13 protein-coding genes are annotated in these 18,402 nt (G+C 64.9%); 12 read left to right on the forward strand and 1 reads right to left on the reverse strand.

Annotation, left to right across the window (positions count from 1 at the left end; translation table 11 throughout):
• The first annotated feature begins 51 nt into the window (after window positions 1-51).
• From DBR47_RS17090 to DBR47_RS17130, 9 genes are all read left to right on the forward strand, one after another.
• Window positions 52-1,521: a form I ribulose bisphosphate carboxylase large subunit gene (locus DBR47_RS17090; RefSeq protein WP_124452256.1), complete on the forward strand. Its 1,470-nt coding sequence runs from the start codon at window positions 52-54 to the stop codon at window positions 1,519-1,521.
• 22 nt (window positions 1,522-1,543) lie between these two features.
• Entirely contained in the window at window positions 1,544-1,996 is a 453-nt protein-coding gene (locus DBR47_RS17095; protein ID WP_124452258.1) for a ribulose bisphosphate carboxylase small subunit, read from the forward strand.
• Between the two features lie 33 nt (window positions 1,997-2,029).
• The gene (gene cbbX / locus DBR47_RS17100) at window positions 2,030-3,019 is read left to right on the forward strand and encodes a CbbX protein (protein WP_124452260.1); all 990 of its coding nucleotides are present in this window, start codon (window positions 2,030-2,032) and stop codon (window positions 3,017-3,019) included.
• Complete coding sequence (locus DBR47_RS17105; protein WP_231512361.1) at window positions 2,997-3,758, forward strand: HAD-IA family hydrolase; 762 nt, start codon at window positions 2,997-2,999, stop codon at window positions 3,756-3,758. The genes cbbX and DBR47_RS17105 overlap by 23 nt, the downstream gene beginning before the upstream one ends.
• A gap of 64 nt (window positions 3,759-3,822) precedes the next feature.
• Window positions 3,823-4,908, forward strand: coding sequence for a class 1 fructose-bisphosphatase (locus tag DBR47_RS17110; protein WP_124452262.1), 1,086 nt, complete (start codon window positions 3,823-3,825; stop codon window positions 4,906-4,908).
• A gap of 29 nt (window positions 4,909-4,937) precedes the next feature.
• A complete protein-coding gene (locus tag DBR47_RS17115) occupies window positions 4,938-5,837 on the forward strand; it encodes a phosphoribulokinase (protein ID WP_124452264.1) in 900 nt (299 codons plus the stop codon).
• Entirely contained in the window at window positions 5,834-7,870 is a 2,037-nt protein-coding gene (tkt, locus tag DBR47_RS17120; protein ID WP_124452266.1) for a transketolase, read from the forward strand. Before DBR47_RS17115 ends, tkt begins: the two co-directional genes overlap by 4 nt.
• A 29-nt stretch (window positions 7,871-7,899) precedes the next feature.
• Entirely contained in the window at window positions 7,900-8,937 is a 1,038-nt protein-coding gene (fba, locus tag DBR47_RS17125) for a class II fructose-bisphosphate aldolase (protein ID WP_124452268.1), read from the forward strand.
• Between the two features lie 282 nt (window positions 8,938-9,219).
• Window positions 9,220-10,770, forward strand: a complete 1,551-nt coding sequence (locus tag DBR47_RS17130; protein ID WP_124452270.1) for a methyl-accepting chemotaxis protein — start codon at window positions 9,220-9,222, stop codon at window positions 10,768-10,770.
• 10 nt (window positions 10,771-10,780) lie between these two features.
• Here the strand turns inward: DBR47_RS17130 and DBR47_RS17135 are convergent, their stop codons facing one another.
• Window positions 10,781-12,106 (reverse strand): sensor histidine kinase, encoded by a 1,326-nt coding sequence (locus DBR47_RS17135; RefSeq protein ID WP_124452703.1) that lies wholly within the window; start codon window positions 12,104-12,106, stop codon window positions 10,781-10,783.
• Between the two features lie 341 nt (window positions 12,107-12,447).
• Here DBR47_RS17135 and DBR47_RS17140 point away from each other — a divergent pair, with 341 nt between their 5' ends.
• The 3 genes from DBR47_RS17140 (at window position 12,448) to DBR47_RS17150 (ending at window position 18,395) form a co-directional block, all read left to right on the forward strand.
• Complete coding sequence (locus DBR47_RS17140) at window positions 12,448-13,602, forward strand: FIST signal transduction protein (protein ID WP_124452272.1); 1,155 nt, start codon at window positions 12,448-12,450, stop codon at window positions 13,600-13,602.
• Between the two features lie 69 nt (window positions 13,603-13,671).
• Entirely contained in the window at window positions 13,672-17,310 is a 3,639-nt protein-coding gene (locus DBR47_RS25375) for a PAS domain-containing protein (protein ID WP_124452274.1), read from the forward strand.
• Window positions 17,311-17,321: 11 nt separating this feature from the next.
• Window positions 17,322-18,395 carry an HD domain-containing phosphohydrolase gene (locus DBR47_RS17150; protein ID WP_124452276.1) on the forward strand — a complete coding sequence of 358 codons (1,074 nt, stop codon included), beginning with the start codon at window positions 17,322-17,324 and terminating at the stop codon, window positions 18,393-18,395.
• Window positions 18,396-18,402: the final 7 nt, after the last annotated feature.

Genomic DNA, 18,402 nt, shown 5'->3' on the forward strand with positions numbered 1-18,402 from the left:
CCGATTTTTACATTGGGCCTCATCCGAACCGCGACCAGCCAGGAGCAGCCGATGAGCAGCCAGATCGACACCACGACCGAGATCACCGACGCCAAGAAGCGCTACAGCGCCGGCGTCCTCAAATACCGCCAGATGGGCTATTGGGTGCCCGACTATCAGCCCAAGGACACGGACACCCTCTGCCTCTTCCGCATCACCCCGCAAGAGGGCGTGGACCCGGAAGAAGCAGCCGCAGCCGTGGCCGGTGAATCCAGCACCGCCACCTGGACGGTGGTGTGGACCGACCGCCTGACCGCCTGCGACAGCTACCGTGCCAAGGCCTACAAGGTCGAGCCCGTGCCCGGCAACCCCGGCCAGTACTTCGCCTATGTGGCCTATGACCTGATCCTGTTCGAGGAAGGCTCCATCGCCAATATGACGGCCAGCCTGATCGGCAATGTGTTCAGCTTCAAGCCCCTGAAGGCCGCCCGCTTGGAAGACATCCGCATCCCGGTGGCCTACGTCAAAACCTTCAAAGGCCCACCGACCGGCCTGGTGGTGGAGCGCGAGCGCCTGGACAAATTCGGCCGCCCCCTCTTGGGTGCCACCACCAAGCCCAAGTTGGGTCTGTCGGGCCGCAACTACGGCCGTGTGGTCTATGAAGGCCTCAAGGGCGGCCTGGACTTCATGAAGGACGACGAGAACATCAACAGCCAGCCCTTTATGCACTGGCGTGATCGTTTCCTGTTCGTGATGGACGCGGTCAACAAGGCCAGCGCCGAGACGGGCGAGGTCAAGGGCAGCTATCTCAACATCACCGCCGCCACCATGGAAGACATGTATGAGCGCGCCGAGTTGGCCAAGGAGCTGGGCTCGGTGGTGGTGATGGTGGACCTGGTGATCGGCTGGACCGCCATCCAGTCCATGGCCAACTGGTGCCGCAAGAACGACATGATCATGCATATGCACCGCGCCGGCCACGGCACCTACACGCGGCAAAAAAACCATGGCGTGAGCTTCCGCGTCATCACCAAATGGCTGCGTCTGGCCGGTTGCGACCATCTGCACACCGGCACCGCTGTGGGCAAGCTGGAAGGCGAGCCGCTGACCGTGCAAGGCTATTACAACTTGTGCCGTGACAGCTACACCCATACCGATCTGCCGCGCGGCCTCTTCTTCGACCAGGACTGGGCCGATCTGAAGAAGATCATGCCGGTCGCCTCCGGCGGCATCCACGCCGGCCAGATGCACCAGCTGCTGGATCTGTTTGGTGACGACGTGATCATGCAGTTCGGCGGCGGAACCATCGGTCACCCCATGGGCATCCAAGCCGGTGCCGTGGCCAACCGGGTCGCGCTGGAGACCATGGTCAAGGCCCGAAACGAGGGCCGCAACATCCTGCTTGAGGGCCCGGCCATCCTGCGCGAAGCCGCCCGCCACTGCAGCCCGCTGCGCGCGGCGCTCGATACCTGGGGCGAGATCAGCTTCAACTACGCCTCCACCGATTCCAGTGACTACGCCCCAACGCCCTCGTTGAGCTAACTTTTAATTGGAGCAGCACACCATGATGAGCAACCCCACCGGCCTGATCACCCAAGGCCAGTTCAGCTTCCTGCCCCCGCTGACGGACGAAGAAATCGGCCTGCAGATCAGCTACGGCCTGGCCAAGGGCTATGCCTGGAGCATCGAGTACACCGACGACCCGCACCCCCGCAACACCTACTGGAGCATGTATGGCAACCCCATGTTCGACCTGCATGACGCTGCCGCCGTGATGATGGAGCTGCAAGCCTGCCGCAAGGCCGTGCCGGGCCAGTACATCCGCCTGATGGCCTTTGACTCCACCCGTGGCGTCGAGACCATCGCCATGAGCTTCATCGTCAACCGCCCCGAGCGCGAACCCGGCTTCATGCTGGAGCGCCAGGAGGTCAACGGCCGCAGCATCCGCTACAGCACGCGGGGCTATGCCGCCCATCGGCCCGAAGGCGAGCGCTACGGCAGCCCTAGCAAGACCTGACCCTCCGCCCAGACCTGCAAGCTCATCACGGCCATGAACGCCCCACGCTTTTTCATTCCCGGCAGCAGCATGCCCGGCCCAGCCAGCGCCAGGCCTGAGCCAGACGCCCCGGCCCTGAGCCAAGCCCGCTCGGTGGCGGCGGTGTTGGCCGAGACCCAGGTGGAAAGCGTGCTGCAGGAACTGGACGAGGAGCTGGTGGGCCTGGCCAGCGTCAAGGCGCGCATCCGCGATATCGCCGCCCTGCTGGTGATCGCCAAGCTGCGCCTGAACTTCGGCCTGGCCGCGCAGGCGCCCAGCCTGCATATGTGCTTCACCGGCAACCCAGGCACCGGCAAGACCACGGTGGCCGGCCGCATGGCCACCATCCTGCATCGCCTGGGTTACATCCGCAAAGGCCATGTGGTCTCGGTGACCCGGGACGATTTGGTCGGCCAATACATCGGCCACACGGCGCCCAAGACCCGCGAGGTCATCAAGCGGGCCATGGGCGGCGTGCTCTTCATCGACGAGGCCTACTACCTCTATCGCCCCGAGAACGAGCGCGACTACGGCCAGGAGGCGATCGAGATCCTCTTGCAGATGATGGAAAACCACCGTGACGATTTGGTCGTCATCCTGGCCGGCTACGAAGACCGCATGGACATCTTTTTCCAGTCCAACCCCGGCATGCGCTCGCGCATCGCGCATCACCTCGAATTCCCCGACTACTCGGCCGAGGAACTGATGCAGATCGCGCAAACCATGTTGACCGAGGCCAATTACCGCTTCGGCCCCGGCGCGCAAGAGGCCTTTGCCCAGTACTTGGAGCTGCGCCTCACCCAGCCTCAGTTCGCCAATGCCCGCAGCGTGCGCAATGCCTTGGATCGCATGCGCTTGCGTCAGGCCAGCCGGCTCTTCGCCGACCCGCATCGCGAGCTGAGCGCCAGCGAACTCACGACCCTGGCGCCGGCCGACATCCTGGCCAGCCGCCTGTTCTCCAACAACAAGGAGGGAGCCTCCCATGCTGCAAGCCCTGGTCTTTGATGTGGACGGCACCCTGGCCGACACCGAATCCGCCCATCTCCAAGCCTTCAACAAGGCTTTTGCCCACCTCAAGCTGGGCTGGCACTGGGATCAGCAGCTTTACACCCGCCTGCTCAAAGTGGCAGGTGGACGTGAGCGCATCGCCCATTTTTGGCAGATGCACGAGCCGGCCACCGCCGGCAGTGAAGAGGTTCAGGTCTGCATTGCAGAGATTCACGCCCTCAAAACCCAGTTCTACACCGAGGCCTTGGCGCAAAACCGCCTGCCCCTGCGCCCCGGCGTGCTGGACTTATTGGAAGGCGCGGCCCAACTCGGCCTGCCCCTGGCCCTGGCCACCACGACGACGCCGGCCAATGTCGAGGCCTTGCTGCGGCCCCAGCTGGGCTCGCTGTGGCGGCGCTGGTTCGCGGCCATAGGCGATGGCGCCAGCGCCACCCGTAAGAAACCCGACCCCTTGGTTTATCAACAGGTGCTGGCCCAGCTGAACCTGCCGGCTGCGGCCTGCCTGGCGATCGAAGACTCCGAGATCGGACTGCGCGCCGCCGCTGCTGCCGGCCTGCCCACCTTGGTCTCACCCACGGCCTATACCCGGGGCCAGGATTTCCGCCTGGCCTGGTGGCTGCATGAGGCGGGTGAGCGCGCCCCGCTGCCCCGCCTGAGCGAATTGCGCCAGCGCTTTGCGCAGGACGGTCTGGCCCGCCGCAGCCCCCACAGCTCAGGCCTTTCCCTGAGCTGCTGAGCCGACGCCGCCCGCTGGCCCAGGCCTTGCTCACACCCCATTCAAAACCATTGCGGAGACTGCCATGCCCCTGACCGGACGCCAAACCCTCACCCAGTATTTAATCGAGCAACGCCGCCGTTTCCCCGCCGCCAGCGGCAACTTCAACGCCCTGATCCTGGACGTGGCCATGGCCTGCAAAGCGATTGCCCGCGCCGTGGGCCAGGGCGCTCTGGCGGGCGTACATGGCGCCCATGCCAGCGAACAAGGTGACAAAAGCATCAATGTGCAAGGCGAGACCCAGCAAAAACTCGATGTGCTGGCCAACGACTACTTCTTGCGCATCAATGAATGGGGCGGCCACCTGGCCGGCATGGCCTCGGAAGAGCTGGAAGCCCCCTACCCCATTCCTGCCGCCTATCCCAAGGGCAACTACCTCTTGGTCTTCGACCCGCTGGACGGCTCCAGCAATATCGACGTCAACCTCACCGTGGGCAGCATTTTTTCCATCTTGCGCGCACCAGCCAAAGACGGTGACTTGACCGAGGCCGACTTTCTGCAGCCCGGCAGCGAGCAGGTGGCCGCTGGTTACGCCCTCTACGGCCCGGCCACCATGCTGGTGCTGAGCGTGGGCGACGGCGTGGCGGGATTCACCCTGGACAAAGACCTGGGCGAGTTCATGCTCACCCATCCCAAGATGCAGGTGCCGCCCAGCACGCAAGAATTTGCCATCAACGCCTCCAACAGCCGCTTCTGGGAGGCGCCGGTCAAGCGCTTTGTGGACGAATGCCTGGCCGGCAAGTCCGGCCCGCGCGAGAAGGACTTCAATATGCGCTGGATCGCCTCCATGGTGGCCGAGGCCCACCGCATCCTGACCCGGGGCGGCGTCTTCCTCTACCCACGCGACAACAAGGACGCCAGCAAGCCCGGCCGTCTGCGCCTGCTCTACGAGGCCAACCCGATCGGCTTTCTGATCGAACAAGCCGGTGGCCGCGCCAGCACTGGCTACAGCCCGGTGTTGAAGGAAAAGCCCACGCAGCTGCACCAACGCATAGGCCTGGTGTTCGGCTCGCGCCACGAGGTGGAGCGCATCGAGCGCTACCACGCCGAGCCGCCGGTCAAGATCGAAGACAACCCGCTCTTCAGCGAGCGCAGCCTGTTCCGCGTCTGATCAAGAACACAAGAAAAGCGAGCCCCATCATGTCAGTCCGCCACCCCATCATCGCCATCACCGGTTCATCCGGCGCCGGCACTACCTCGGTCACCCGCACCTTCGAGAACATCTTCCGCCGCGAGAGCGTCAAAGCCGCCCTGATCGAAGGCGACAGCTTTCACCGCTATGACCGCGCCGAGATGAAGATCCGCCAGGCCGAGGCCGAGGCCTCCGGCAACCAGCACTTCAGCCACTTCGGGCCGGAGAACAATATGTTTGCCGAGCTGGAAGCGCTGTTCAGCGACTACGCCCGCACCGGCCGAGGCCAAAGCCGCAAATACCTGCACGACGAGAAAGAAGCCGCGCCCTTCAATCAAAAGCCCGGCACCTTCACGCCCTGGCAAGACCTGAGCCCGGACACCGACCTGCTCTTCTACGAAGGCCTGCACGGCGCCGTCGTCACACCTGAGCTGAACATCGCGCAATACCCTGACTTACTGATCGGCGTCGTGCCCGTCATCAATCTGGAGTGGATTCAAAAGCTCTACCGCGACAAGTCCAGCCGCGGCTACAGCACCGAGGCCGTCACCGACACCATCTTGCGCCGCATGCCGGACTATGTGCACTACATCTGCCCGCAGTTCGCTCACACCCATGTGAACTTCCAGCGCGTGCCCTGTGTAGACACCTCCAACCCGTTTATTGCACGGGAGATTCCGGCCCCGGATGAAAGCATGGTGGTGATCCGCTTCGCCCAGCCCAAGGGCATCGACTTTCCCTATCTGCTGAACATGATTCACAACAGCTTTATGTCGCGCGCCAACACCATCGTCGTGCCCGGCGGCAAGATGGAGCTGGCCATGCAGCTGATCTTCACCCCCTTTATCTGGCGCATGATGGAGCGGCGCAAAAAGGCCATCTCCAGCGAAGCCGGGAGCATGGCATGAGCATCACAGCCCATCTGTCCAAGCTCGACGCACCGGCGCTCACGCGCATGGCCCACGCCATCCGCTTTCTGGCGGTGGATGCGATCGAAAAGTCGCAAAGCGGCCACCCCGGCGCGCCGCTGGGCATGGCCGAAATGGCCACCGTGCTCTGGACCCGCCACCTCAAACACAACCCCAGCCACCCCAGCTGGCCGGACCGCGACCGCTTTGTGCTGTCCAACGGCCATGCCTCCATGCTGCTCTACGCGCTCTTGCATCTGACGGGCTATGACTTGCCGATTGAGGAGCTGAAGAAGTTCCGGCAGCTGCACAGCCTCACCCCCGGCCACCCCGAGCAAGGCCTGACCCCAGGTGTAGAAACCACCACCGGCCCGCTGGGCCAAGGCCTGGCCAATGCGGTGGGCATGGCCTTGGCCGAGAAACTGCTGGCCGAGGAATTCAACCGCCCCGGCCATGCGGTGATCAATCACAACAGCTATGTCTTCTTGGGCGACGGCTGCTTGATGGAAGGCATCAGCCACGAGGCCTGCAGCCTGGCCGGCACCCTGCGCCTGTCCAAGCTGATCGCGCTCTACGACGACAACGGCATCTCCATCGATGGCGAGGTGCAGGGCTGGTTCACCGACGACACGCCGGCCCGCTTCGAGGCCTATGGCTGGAAGGTGATCGCCAAGGTGGACGGCCACGACCCCGCCGCGGTGGATGCCGCCATCGAGCAAGCCCGCGAACAATCGAGCAAACCGGGTGGCCGCCCCACCCTGATCTGCTGCCAGACCCAGATCGGCAAGGGCGCGCCCACCAAAGCAGGCGGTCACGATGTGCATGGCGCGCCCTTGGGTGCGACGGAGACCCAAGCCATGCGCGAGGCCCTGGACTGGACAGCCGCGCCCTTCGAGGTGCCGACCGAGCTGGCCAGCGCCTGGTCGGCCCTGGAGCGGGGGCGCACGGCCGAGCAGGTCTGGCGCCTGCGCTTTGAAGCCTATCGCAGCGAATACCCCGAGCTGGCCGAGGAGCTGGAGCGCCGCTGGCGCGGCGATCTGCCTGCTGCCTTCCAGCATGAACTGGCGGCCAAGCTGCAAGCCCTGGCCGCCGCCCCGCAGGCGCTCGCCACCCGCAAGTCCAGCCAGTTAGCCTTGGACGCCTTGGCCCCCTTGCTGCCCGAGATTTTTGGCGGCAGCGCCGACCTGACCGGCTCCAACCTCACCAATTTCAAGGGCTGCAGCCGCGCCGCACGCGACCAGGCGGGCAATCATCTGAGCTACGGCGTGCGCGAGTTCGGCATGGCCGCCCTGATGAACGGCATGGCCTTGCACGGCGGCTTCATCCCCTACGGTGGCACCTTTTTGACCTTCAGCGACTACAGCCGCAATGCCATCCGCATGGCCGCGCTGATGAAGCTGCAAGTCATCCATGTCTTCACCCACGACAGCATTGGCCTGGGCGAGGACGGCCCCACCCACCAAGCCGTCGAGCATGTGCCCAGCTTGCGCATCATCCCCGGCCTGGATGTCTGGCGGCCCTGCGATGCGCAAGAGACGGCCCTGGCCTGGAGCATCGCCCTGCAGCGCCGCGACGGCCCCAGCGCCCTGGTGCTCTCGCGCCAAAACCTGCCGCCCCTGAGCCGCGCCGACCAAGCCCATGGCATAGCGCGCGGGGCCTACATCTTGCGCGACGCGCCCAAGCCGCAAGCCCTGATTCTCGCCACCGGCTCTGAGGTGCAACTGGCCGTGGCGGCCCAAACTCAGCTGGCCGAGCTGGGTATTGCCTGCCGCGTGGTCTCCATGCCCTGCAGCTCGCGCTTCGACGCACAGGACGCGGCCTATCAAGAGCAGGTGCTGCCGCTGGACCTGCCTGCCGTCGCCATCGAGGCGGCTCACCCCGACTTCTGGCGCAAATACGTGGGCCGCCGCGGCGCAGTCATCGGCATGCGCACCTTCGGCGAGTCGGCCCCGGCACCTGAGCTGTACCGGCATTTCGGCATCACGGCCGAGGCCGTGGTGCAGGCCGTGCAAGGTTTGCTGAGCAAAGCCTAATTCAATATTCAGACAGACAAGGAGTTCTTATGGCACTGGTTTCACTGCGTCAGGTCCTGGACCACGCCGCCGAGCACGGCTATGGCGTGCCGGCCTTCAACGTCAACAATCTGGAGCAGATCCAGGCCATTTTGCAGGCCGCCCAGCACTGCATGAGCCCGGTCATTCTGCAGGCCTCGGCAGGCGCGCGCAGTTATGCGGGCGAGCCTTTCTTGCGCAAGATGATCGAAGCGGCGGTGGAGATGTACCCCGATTTGCCCATCGTCATGCACCAGGACCATGGCGCCAGCCCGGCCGTGTGCATGCAGGCGATTCGCTCGGGTTTTTCCAGCGTGATGATGGACGGCTCGCTGCGCGAAGACGCAAAAACCCCGGCCAGCTATGAGTACAACGTCGAGGTGAGCCGGCGGGTGGTCGAGATGGCCCATGCGGTGGGCGTCTCGGTCGAGGGCGAGTTGGGTTGCCTGGGCTCACTGGAAACCGGCCAGGCCGGCGAGGAAGACGGCGTCGGCGCCGAGGGTCAGCTCAGCCATGAGCAGATGCTCACAGACCCCGAGCAGGCGGCCGATTTCGTCACCAAGACCGGGGTGGACGCCCTGGCCATCGCCATCGGCACCAGCCACGGCGCCTACAAATTCAGCCGCCAACCCACCGGCGAGATCCTGGCGATTGCCCGCATCCAGGCAATCCAAAAACGCCTGCCGCAAACCCATCTGGTCATGCACGGCGCCAGCAGCGTGCCGCAGGAGTGGTTGCAGCTGATCCGTGAATTCGGCGGCGATATGCCCCAGACCTATGGCGTGCCGGTCGAGGAAATCCGCCGCGGCATCCAGTTTGGCGTGCGCAAAATCAATATCGACACCGACATCCGCCTGGCCATGACGGGCGCCCTGCGCCGCGCCCTGCAGCAAGACAAACGCGAGTTCGACCCGCGCAAATTCCTCAAGGCCGCCACCCAAGCCGCCCGCGAGATCTGTGAGGCGCGCTATGCCGCATTCGGCTGCCTGGGCATGGCAGCCAAGATCAAGCCGGTGCCGCTGAACGAAATGGTCAAGCGCTACCGCTGAATCGCGCACGCCGCCCCCGCTCGTCTGTGCCCTGCTGACGACAAATCCCGACGCATGGCCGCCGGCGGTTCAGCAAGCTGCCCGCTCATTTGTCAAGGAACTCACGAAACACCGGACTGCAAAAAAATTACGTCCCAAATGGGACTCCGACTTGCGCCAGATCAAGTCCAATCGAACACGCCGCGCGCATCGTCCAACTCACCGCAGAAGTGAGCCATTAGCAAAAGCTCCTCAATAGTCGTGCGGCCAGGGCAGGGATTTCCATCGCAAGCGGAGTCAACCATGTTTTCCTTCAACGAACTCAGCCTAGGCAAACGGCTCGCGCTGGCCTTTTCCTTGATGGTGCTGATCATGCTGGCCTTGCTGCTCACGGCCAGGCTGGGTTTGTCCGAGGTCAAGAAAAACATCGATCTGATCAATCACGACCGTTATGTCAAGGTCAAGCTGGTCACCGAGATCAAGGACCACATCAATTTCGAAGCCCGCGCCTCCCGCAATCTGATCATCTTCACCCGCCCTAGCGAACGCGAGGCCGAGATCAAGGAGATCAACCAGGCCCGTAGCGAGCTGGGGGTGTCCTTCAAGAAAGTCGAGGACTTGCTCAGCAACGAAGAGGGCAAGCGCCGCTTTGCCTCAGTCCAAGCCGCCCGGCAGACCTTTGTCGACAGCCTCGACAAGTTCGAGAAAATGGTGCACGACGGCGGCGATACCGCGCAACTTAGCAATTACTTGCATGACAAATTGCGGCCCGAGCAGCTGAAGTACATGCAGGTTCTTGACCAATTCATCAAGTTTGAAGAAGACTTGATGAGCGCCTCCGGCGAAGACGCCGATGCTGCGGTGAGCAGCACCACCTGGCTGATGAGTTTGATGGGCATCGCCGGCGTCTTGCTGGCAGCTGCCTGCGCCTGGTTGGTGACGCGCTCCATCGTGCCGCCGATTCGCAATGCCGTCGCCCTGGCCCGCACCGTGGCCTCGGGCAATCTCAGCAGCGATGTTGAGATCACCCGCAAAGATGAGGTGGGCGAGTTGCAGCAGGCCTTGCAGCAGATGACCTTGCAGCTGCGCGACACCGTCGGCTCGGTCTTGCAGTCCAGCGCACAAATCGCCAGCGGCGCCTCGCAGATCGCGGGTGGCAATCAAGACCTGTCACAGCGCACCGAAGAGCAGGCCGCCAATCTGGAGCAGACCGCCGCCTCCATGGAGGAACTGACCGCCACCGTGCAGAGCAACTCGGCCACCGTGTCCGAGGTGACGCAGCTGGCCCGCTCGGCCGGTGATGTGGCGGCCAAGGGCGGCGTCGTGGTGGAGCGAGTGGTGCACACCATGAACGAGATCTCGCAGGCCAGCAACAAGATTTCGGACATCATCTCCGTCATCGACGGCATCGCCTTCCAGACCAATATCCTGGCCTTGAACGCCGCCGTCGAAGCGGCCCGCGCCGGTGAGCAGGGTCGCGGCTTTGCGGTCGTGGCCACCGAGGTGCGCACCCTGGCCCAACGCAGCGCCCTGGCAGCCAAGGAAATCAAGACCCTGATCTCCGACAGCGTGGAACGCGTCTCCACCGGCAATCAATTGGTGGGCGAGGCCGGCAGCACCATGGCCGCCATCGTCCAGCAGGTCAATCAACTCAGCGGTCTGATCAACCAGATCGGCAACTCTTCCACCGAGCAAAGCGCCGGCATCGGCCAGGTCAGCACGGCCATCAACCAGCTCGATCAAGTCACCCAACAAAACGCAGCCCTGGTGGAGGAATCCGCCGTGGCCTCGGCCAGCCTGAGCCGGCAGGCCGCCGACCTGGTACAGGCCATGAGCGTGTTCCGGGTGCGCTGAATCGCGGCCCTCAAACCAGGGGCAGCTCCAGCAAAAACTCCGCCCCACCCTCCGGCGCATTGCGCACGCTCAGGCGCCCACCATGCTGCTCCACCAGGCCGTAGCTGATGGACAGCCCCAGGCCCGTGCCCTTGCCCACCGGCTTGGTGGTGAAAAAAGGCTCGAAGATGCAAGACAGATGCGGCTCCGGCACGCCGGGGCCGTTGTCGCGCAGGCGCAGCAGCAGGCGTTCCTGGCCGTCCACCTGCAGCTTCTCGGCCGTGATCCAGACCTTGACCGGCGAGCGCCCCGCCGCCGTTGCCGCGTCCAAGGCGTTCTGCAACAGATTCATCAAGACCTGCTGCAACTGCCCGGCATTGCCCATCACCACGCAGCTGGGGTCGGGCCGCCAATGCAGCTCGAAATCGGGCGCCGCGCCCTTGCTGATCCAGTGCACCGAGCGCTCGATCACCTCGTGCAAGGGCACGGCCTCGCGCGCGTCCCGGTCCATGGCCGAGAAACGCTTCAGGCTGCCGACGATGTCGGTGGTGCGCTGGGCGCCTTCCAGCGTGCCCTCGATCAGGGAAGGCAGATCGGCAAGTAGATGGTCGATGCGCAGCTTGACTCGCAGGGCCGCCTGCGCCTCGGGCGTGGCGCCCTCATGCACCGCGTCCAGATAGCTGCGCAGACGCTGCAGATAGCGCGCCAAGGCATGAACATTGCCCAGCACAAAGCTGATCGGATTGTTGAGCTCATGCGCCACCCCGGCGACCAGGCGGCCCAGGGAGGCCATTTTTTCGGAGTGCAGCAGTTGCTGCTGGGCCCGCTTCAAGGCCTCGTGGGCGACCCGCAATTCTTGATATGCGCGCTTGAGCTCGGCCGTGGGCCGGGCCACAAACACCGTGCCCACCCGTCGGCCATTGGCCGCCACCCGCGGCGTGCAATTGGCATCCACCGAAATACTGTGCTGGGCGGCATCGCGCAGATTGAGCTCCAAGCCCTCACCGCGCCGCGAGGGGTCGGGCTTGGCCAGCACCAGGCGGGCGCGCTGCACACTGGCCTCGTCGGCCAGCAGGTCGAAGATGGAGGTGCCGCGCAGCTGGGCGTCGCTGCGGCCCACCAGCTCGCACAGGGCGGCATTGGTTTCCTCGATCAGGCCGCGCTCATTGCAAACCAGCAGCACGTCGGACATGGCCGTCAGCACGCTGAAGATGAACTGCTGCGACTGCTCCAGTTCGCTGTTCTTCTTCTCCAGCTCCACCTCGTCGTGAATCAGCTGGGTGTAGACCTCGTCCATCTTGTGAATCACGTCCATCCAGGTGGACTCATCCACCCCTTCCAGCGGCCCATGCGGCATCAAGGCCTCCAAGCCGGTGGGGCGCGACAGCGTGGGCAGGCTTGCCGATGCGGGCGCCGATGCGGGGGCCGATGCGGGGTCAGAGGCGGCAGGTTTCAAGAAGGACTCCGAGGCCAGAACGAGGTTTGCGCTGGCGGGCCATGCAGCGACCCATCCAATGCCCATTTCACCATAGGCCAGCTGCGGCCAGGAATGCTGGAATCCTGCACGAAATGCAGGGCAAAAGTGGCCCCGAAATGGGGCGCTGCGGGCCGGGCCCTGATGCACAATGAATCAGTTAGCCAGGGCCCGCGTGAATCCCTGGCGCTTGATCCGCCCACTCAACAGCCAGGGAAGCTGCCATGAAAGTTGCCCAAGTGATTTTGCGTGAGAGCCAGGACCTCAGAGCCGGGCTGCTGCCTCTGCAAGCCCTCGCGCCCGATCTGCTGCTGGTGTTTGCGCCGGCCGGGCTTTTGCAGGCCATCAACAGCCCCTTGACCGAACTCTTCCCCCACGCCGCGCGGGCCGGCTGCACCACGGCAGGTGAAATTTCCAACGAGGGTGTCAGCGACCAAAGCTGTGTGGTCACCGCCCTGCACTTTGAGCAAGGCACGCGGGTGCTGGAGTCCAGCGCCCGCCTGCTGGACATGGCCGACTCCCAGGACGCTGGCCATCTGATGGGCAGCCAGCTGCCCAAGACCGATCTGCGCGCCGTGCTGGTCTTGGGCCAGGGCGTGGAGATCAACGGCAGCGCCATGATTCAGGGCCTGACCCAGGCCTTGGGCGCCCACATCCCCCTCGTCGGCGGCCTGGCCGGTGACGCGGCGGCCTTCAAGGAAACCTGGGTGCTGGGCAGCGCCGGTGTGCGCAAGGACCAGCTGGTCTGCCTGGGTTTTTACGGCCCCCGCCTGAGCTTCTCGCATGGCTCCTTCGGGGGTTGGTCGCCCTTTGGCCCGGCCCGCAAGGTGACCCGGGCCGAGAACAATGTGCTGTTCGAGCTGGACGGCGAGCCCGCCCTGGAAATCTACAAGCGCTATCTGGGCGACTACGCCAAGGATCTGCCCGCCTCCGGCCTGCTCTTCCCCTTCGCCATGCTGGGCAGCGACCACAACGAGGTGGGCCTGATCCGTACCATTCTTGGCGTGGACGAGGCGGCCGGCAGCATGACGCTGGCCGGCGATATCGACCCCGAAGGCTATCTCCGTTTGATGCATGCCAGTACCGACGCCCTGGTCGAAGGGGCAGAATCGGCGGCCATGGCGGCCCAGCAGATGGAAACACTGCGCGCCAGCGCGGCCGGGGGCGACAGCCTGGTCTTGCTGGTCAGCTGTGTGGGCCGCAAGCTGGTGATGGGCGGCCGGGTCGATGAGGAGGTCGAGGCGGTGGGCGATGTGTTCAAGCAAGGGGCGACCCTGGCCGGTTTCTACTCCTACGGCGAGATCAGCCCCTTTGTGGGCAGCAGCAACTGCAAGCTGCATAACCAAACCATGACCATCACCCATCTGGCCGAGACCTGAACGCCTGGTGCCCGGCGCTGCTGAGCCGCCTGCCGTGGCCGGGCCGGACATCCCCCCCTGACTCCATCAATGCACAAACTCCTGGCCCGTCAATGCAAGCGCCTCCTGGGCTGCGAAGAAGCGCAGCTGCCGGAGTTGCTGGCGGAGCTGCAGCAGCTGGCCGGCCAGAACGGCCTGTCCCCCCAGGCCGCCAAGGCCTTGGCCGGCATGGAAATGTTTTTGCAAAGAGTGGGCGAGGCCTACGAGCAGAGCGACCGTGACCTGGAGCTCAAGACCCGCAGCCTGGAACTCAGCTCGGTGGAGTTGAGCTCAAGCAACAACCGCCTGCGCAGTGAATTGAGCAGCCGCACCCATGCCATCGACTCCCTGCGCGAGACCGCCCAGGGGCTTTTGCGCTCCATCGACGCCGAGCCCCCGCCGCTCAAGGACGACAATCTGGAATCGCTCTCGCAGCTGATGTCCCATCTGGTGCGGGAGCGGGTGGAGAGCCAACGCCATCTGCAAACGGCCCTGGCCGAGTTGGCCAATCAAAAATTCGCGCTGGACCAGCACGGCATCGTCAGCATCACCGATGTGGACGGCAGCATTCGCTACGTCAACGACAAGTTCTGCGAGATCAGCGGCTACGCACGCGAAGAACTGATAGGTAAGAACCACCGCCTGATCAACTCGGGCTACCACCCCAGGAGTTTCTTCACCCAACTGTGGGACACCATCGTGGCCGGTGATGTCTGGCATGGCGAGATCTGCAACCGCGCCAAGCTGGGCGGGCTCTACTGGGTGCAGGCCACCATCGTGCCGCTCAAGGACAAGAGCGGCCAGCCGGTGCAGTTCATCGCCATCCGCACCGAGATCACCCAGCGCAAGCTGATGGAAACCGCGGTGCAGGCGGCCGAGGCCAGGCTCTTGAGCATCACCAATGCGGTGCCGGGCGTGGTCTACCGCTGCGAGGTCAATGTGGCGGCCGGCAGCACCCGCTACACCTTTGTCAGCGATCGCCTGCGCGAGATCCGCGGCCTGGAGCCGGCGGCCCTGCTGGCCGACGGCAGGATCTCGGCCCGCCAGATCGTCGAGGAAGACCGCGAGCGCTGCGTCCAGGGCGTGCTGAATGCAGCGGCCCAGCGCGGCATCTGGCGTGACGACTACCGCATCCAGATGAGCGATGGCAGCCGCCGCTGGCTGCGCGGTGAAATCCGACCCGAGCCCGAGGTGGCGGCGGATGGCTCGGTGATCTTCACCGGCATCTGGCAAGACGTGACCCTGCTCAAAGAAACCGGTGCCCGCCTGGCCGACATCACCGAGAGCATTCCGGTGGCCGTGTTCCAGGCCCATCTTTCCACCTCGGGTCATCGCAGCATCCCCTTCGCCAGCCGCGCCCTGGAACGCATCTGCGGCGTCAGCGGCGAGGAAGTGACGCGCGACGCCCGCCACATGATGCGCCTGGTCCACCCCGAGGACGCCCAGGCCCTGGCCCTGAGCTTTATGCAATCGGCCCAAAGCCTGCGGCCCTGGTCCATGGACTTCCGGCTCTTTCACCGCGGCAAATCCGATGTGATCTGGGTGCATGGCGAAGGCCAGCCCAAGCGAGCCAATGACGGCGGCATCGTCTGGAACGGCTATCTGGCCGATATCAGCGAGGCCAAGCGGGTCTCGGAGGAATTGCGCCGCGCCAAGGAAGGGGCTGAGGCCGCCAACCGGGCCAAGTCCGATTTCCTGGCCAATATGAGCCATGAGATTCGCACGCCCTTGAACGGCATCATAGGCATGACCGAGCTGGCCCTGGACAGCCCGCTGAGCGCCGAGCAGCGTGAGTATCTGGACCTGGTCAAGTCCAGCTCCGACTCCTTGCTGCGGGTCATCAACGACATCCTGGACTTCTCCAAGATCGAGGCCGGCAAGCTGGAGATTGAGAAGATCCCCTTCGATCTCGGGCGCACCGTCATCGACACCCTCAAGGCCTTGTCCGTGCGGGCCGCCGACAAAGGCCTGGAGCTGATCTGCGAGATCGAGCCGGACGTGCCCCTGCAGGTGCTGGGTGACCCCGGCCGCCTGCGCCAGATCCTGATCAATCTGGTCGGCAACGCCATCAAGTTCACCGAGCAGGGCGAGGTTCAAATTCATCTGCAACTCAACGACGCGGTAGAGCCACGCACCAACTACGTCTTCACCATCAGCGACTCCGGCATCGGCATCCCGGCCGACAAGCTGGACAAGGTCTTCGACGCCTTCGCGCAGGAGGACGGCTCCATCACCCGGCGCTATGGCGGCACCGGCCTGGGCCTGACCATCTCCTCCCGCCTGGTCGAGGCCCTGGGCGGCGCCATCTGGGTGGACAGCGAACCCGGCCGTGGCAGCAACTTCCATTTCGCGCTGGACTACGAGCCCGACCCCACCCTCGCCCCTGAGCAGCCTCTGCAAATCCTGGCAGGCCTGCGGGTGCTGGTGGTGGACGACCACCGCCTCAGCCGCCAACTGCTGGGCCGTCATCTACAAAGCCTGGGCGCCGATGTGAGCCACGAAGCCTCGGGCGCGGCGGCCATGCTGCAGCTGCAAAATGCCCGGGCCCAGCACCGGCCTTTCGACCTGACCCTGGTCGACGCCCATCTACCCGACACCGTCGCCTTGCTCAGCCATCTGCTGCCCTCCCTGGACGACAGCGCCGAGACCCCCGGCGCCGGCTCGCTGGGCGAGATGCCGCTGATCCTGCTGGTTTCGGCCGGCCTCAAATCGGGCGCCATGAGCAACCGGGGCGAGCCGGAAGAGCTGGCCTTGCTGAGCCGCTTGCAAAGCCTGAGCTGGACGGCCCAGCTGTCCAAGCCCTTTTTGCGCAGCGAGCTGGCCCAGCTCTGCAGCCGCCTGCTGCAACACAGCCTGGCTCCGCCGACACCGGCCCTGCTCCCGCCCGCGCCCAGCCCGGCCATCGAGGGCCTGGACGTGCTGCTGGTGGAGGACCACCCGGTCAATCAGAAGTTCGCCCTCATGCTGCTCAAGCGCTGGGGCCACCGCGTCACCCTGGCGGAGAACGGCCGGGAAGCGCTCAACGTGCTGGGCCTGCGCCGCTTCGATCTGGTCTTGATGGACATGATGATGCCGGTGATGGACGGCCTGGAAGCCACCCGGCGCTACCGCGCCAGCGAGACCGGCCCGCGCACCCCCATCATCGCCATGACGGCCAATGCCATGCAAAGCGACCGCGACAGCTGCGCCGCTGCGGGCATGGACGGCTTCATCTCCAAACCCATCAAGCTGCAGGATTTCCAAAGCCTGCTGGCCCAATATCTGCAAGAGCGGCCAGGGCCGCTGCCAGCACCGGCCGCGGCGCTGGCGATGGCTGCGGGCCGCCCCGCCGTGCAGGCGCCGGCCCGCCCGACGGCCAAGGCCGAGGCCTTTGATTACCGCCAGGCCCTCAGCCAGGTCGACCAGGAGGTGGTGGACATCATCCGCGAGACCTTTGTGCAGCAGTGGCCGCTGGATCTGGCCGCCATTCGGGCCAGCCTGGCCTCGGGCGATCTGAGCCCGGCCCTGCACCTCAGCCATGCGGCCAAATCCACCCTGCGCATGTTTGGCGCCAAGCCCGCCGCCCAGTTGGCCGAACGCATCGAAGCCCAGGCCAGCCTCAATCAAAGCGAAGGCTTGCTCGAACTGAGCCAGGCCTTGTCCGAGCAAGTCGATCTGCTGTTGCAAGCCCTGCTGAGCCCGTCCACCTGAGCCTCGCCACCATGACCCATCAAGTCCTCATCGTCGACGACAACCAGATCAATCTGGTCTTGTTCGAAGCCTTGGTCAAAAAGCTCTACGGCAGCTCGGCCGTCGTCTTCAGCCAGCCCCTGCAAGCCCTGGCCTGGGCCCAGGTCAATGAGCCGGATCTGATCGTGCTCGACTACATGATGCCCGAGCTCAACGGCATCGACTTCATCACCAAGCTGCGCGCCACGCCGGGCAAACAGAACCTGCCCATCCTGATGGTGACGGCCAATGACCAGAAAGAGGTGCGCTACCGCGCCCTCAACGCCGGCGCCAGTGACTTCCTCACCAAGCCGGTGGACCGCATCGAGTTCCTGGCCCGCGCCACCAATCTCTTGGCCCTCAACGACGCCCAGCGCCAGCTGGCCATGCGCGCCGACACCCTGGCCGAGGAGGTCAAACGGGCCACGGCCGACATCCTGGAGCGCGAGCGCGAAACCGTGATCCGCCTGTCCAAAGCGGCCGAGTACCGCGACCCCGAGACCGGCGCCCACATCCTGCGCATGGCGCATTACTCACAGCTGATCGCGCGCGGCCTGGGCCTGTCGGTGGACGAGCAAGAACTGCTGCTGCATGCCGCGCCCTTGCATGACATCGGCAAGGTCGGCATTGCCGACGCCATCCTGCTCAAGCCCGGCCGCCTGACGCCGGCCGAGTTCGAGGTGATGAAAAAGCACGCCAGCTTTGGCTACGAAATTCTCAAGGACAGCTCCTCCAGCATCTTGCAGGCCGGCGCCGCCATCGCCCTGGGCCACCACGAGAAGTTCGACGGCAGCGGCTACCCGCAGGGACTCAAGGGCGACGCGATCCCGCTGTTCAGCCGCATCGTGGCGGTGGCCGATGTGTTCGACGCCCTCACCTCGGCCCGGCCCTACAAGCCGGCCTGGACCCTGGAGGCCTCCAAACGCCATATCCAGACCAATGCCGGCCTGCACTTCGACCCCGGCTGCGTCGCCGTCTTCTTCGAGCTTTGGGATCAGGTGCTAGACATCCGCGCCCGTTTCAAGGACGACGAGGACGACTGGTCCACCATGCTGGCGACTTTTTGAGGTGGCG

Source organism: Paucibacter sp. KBW04 (assembly GCF_003852425.1).
In the GTDB taxonomy this organism is placed as follows: Bacteria; Pseudomonadota; Gammaproteobacteria; order Burkholderiales; family Burkholderiaceae_C; genus Paucibacter_A.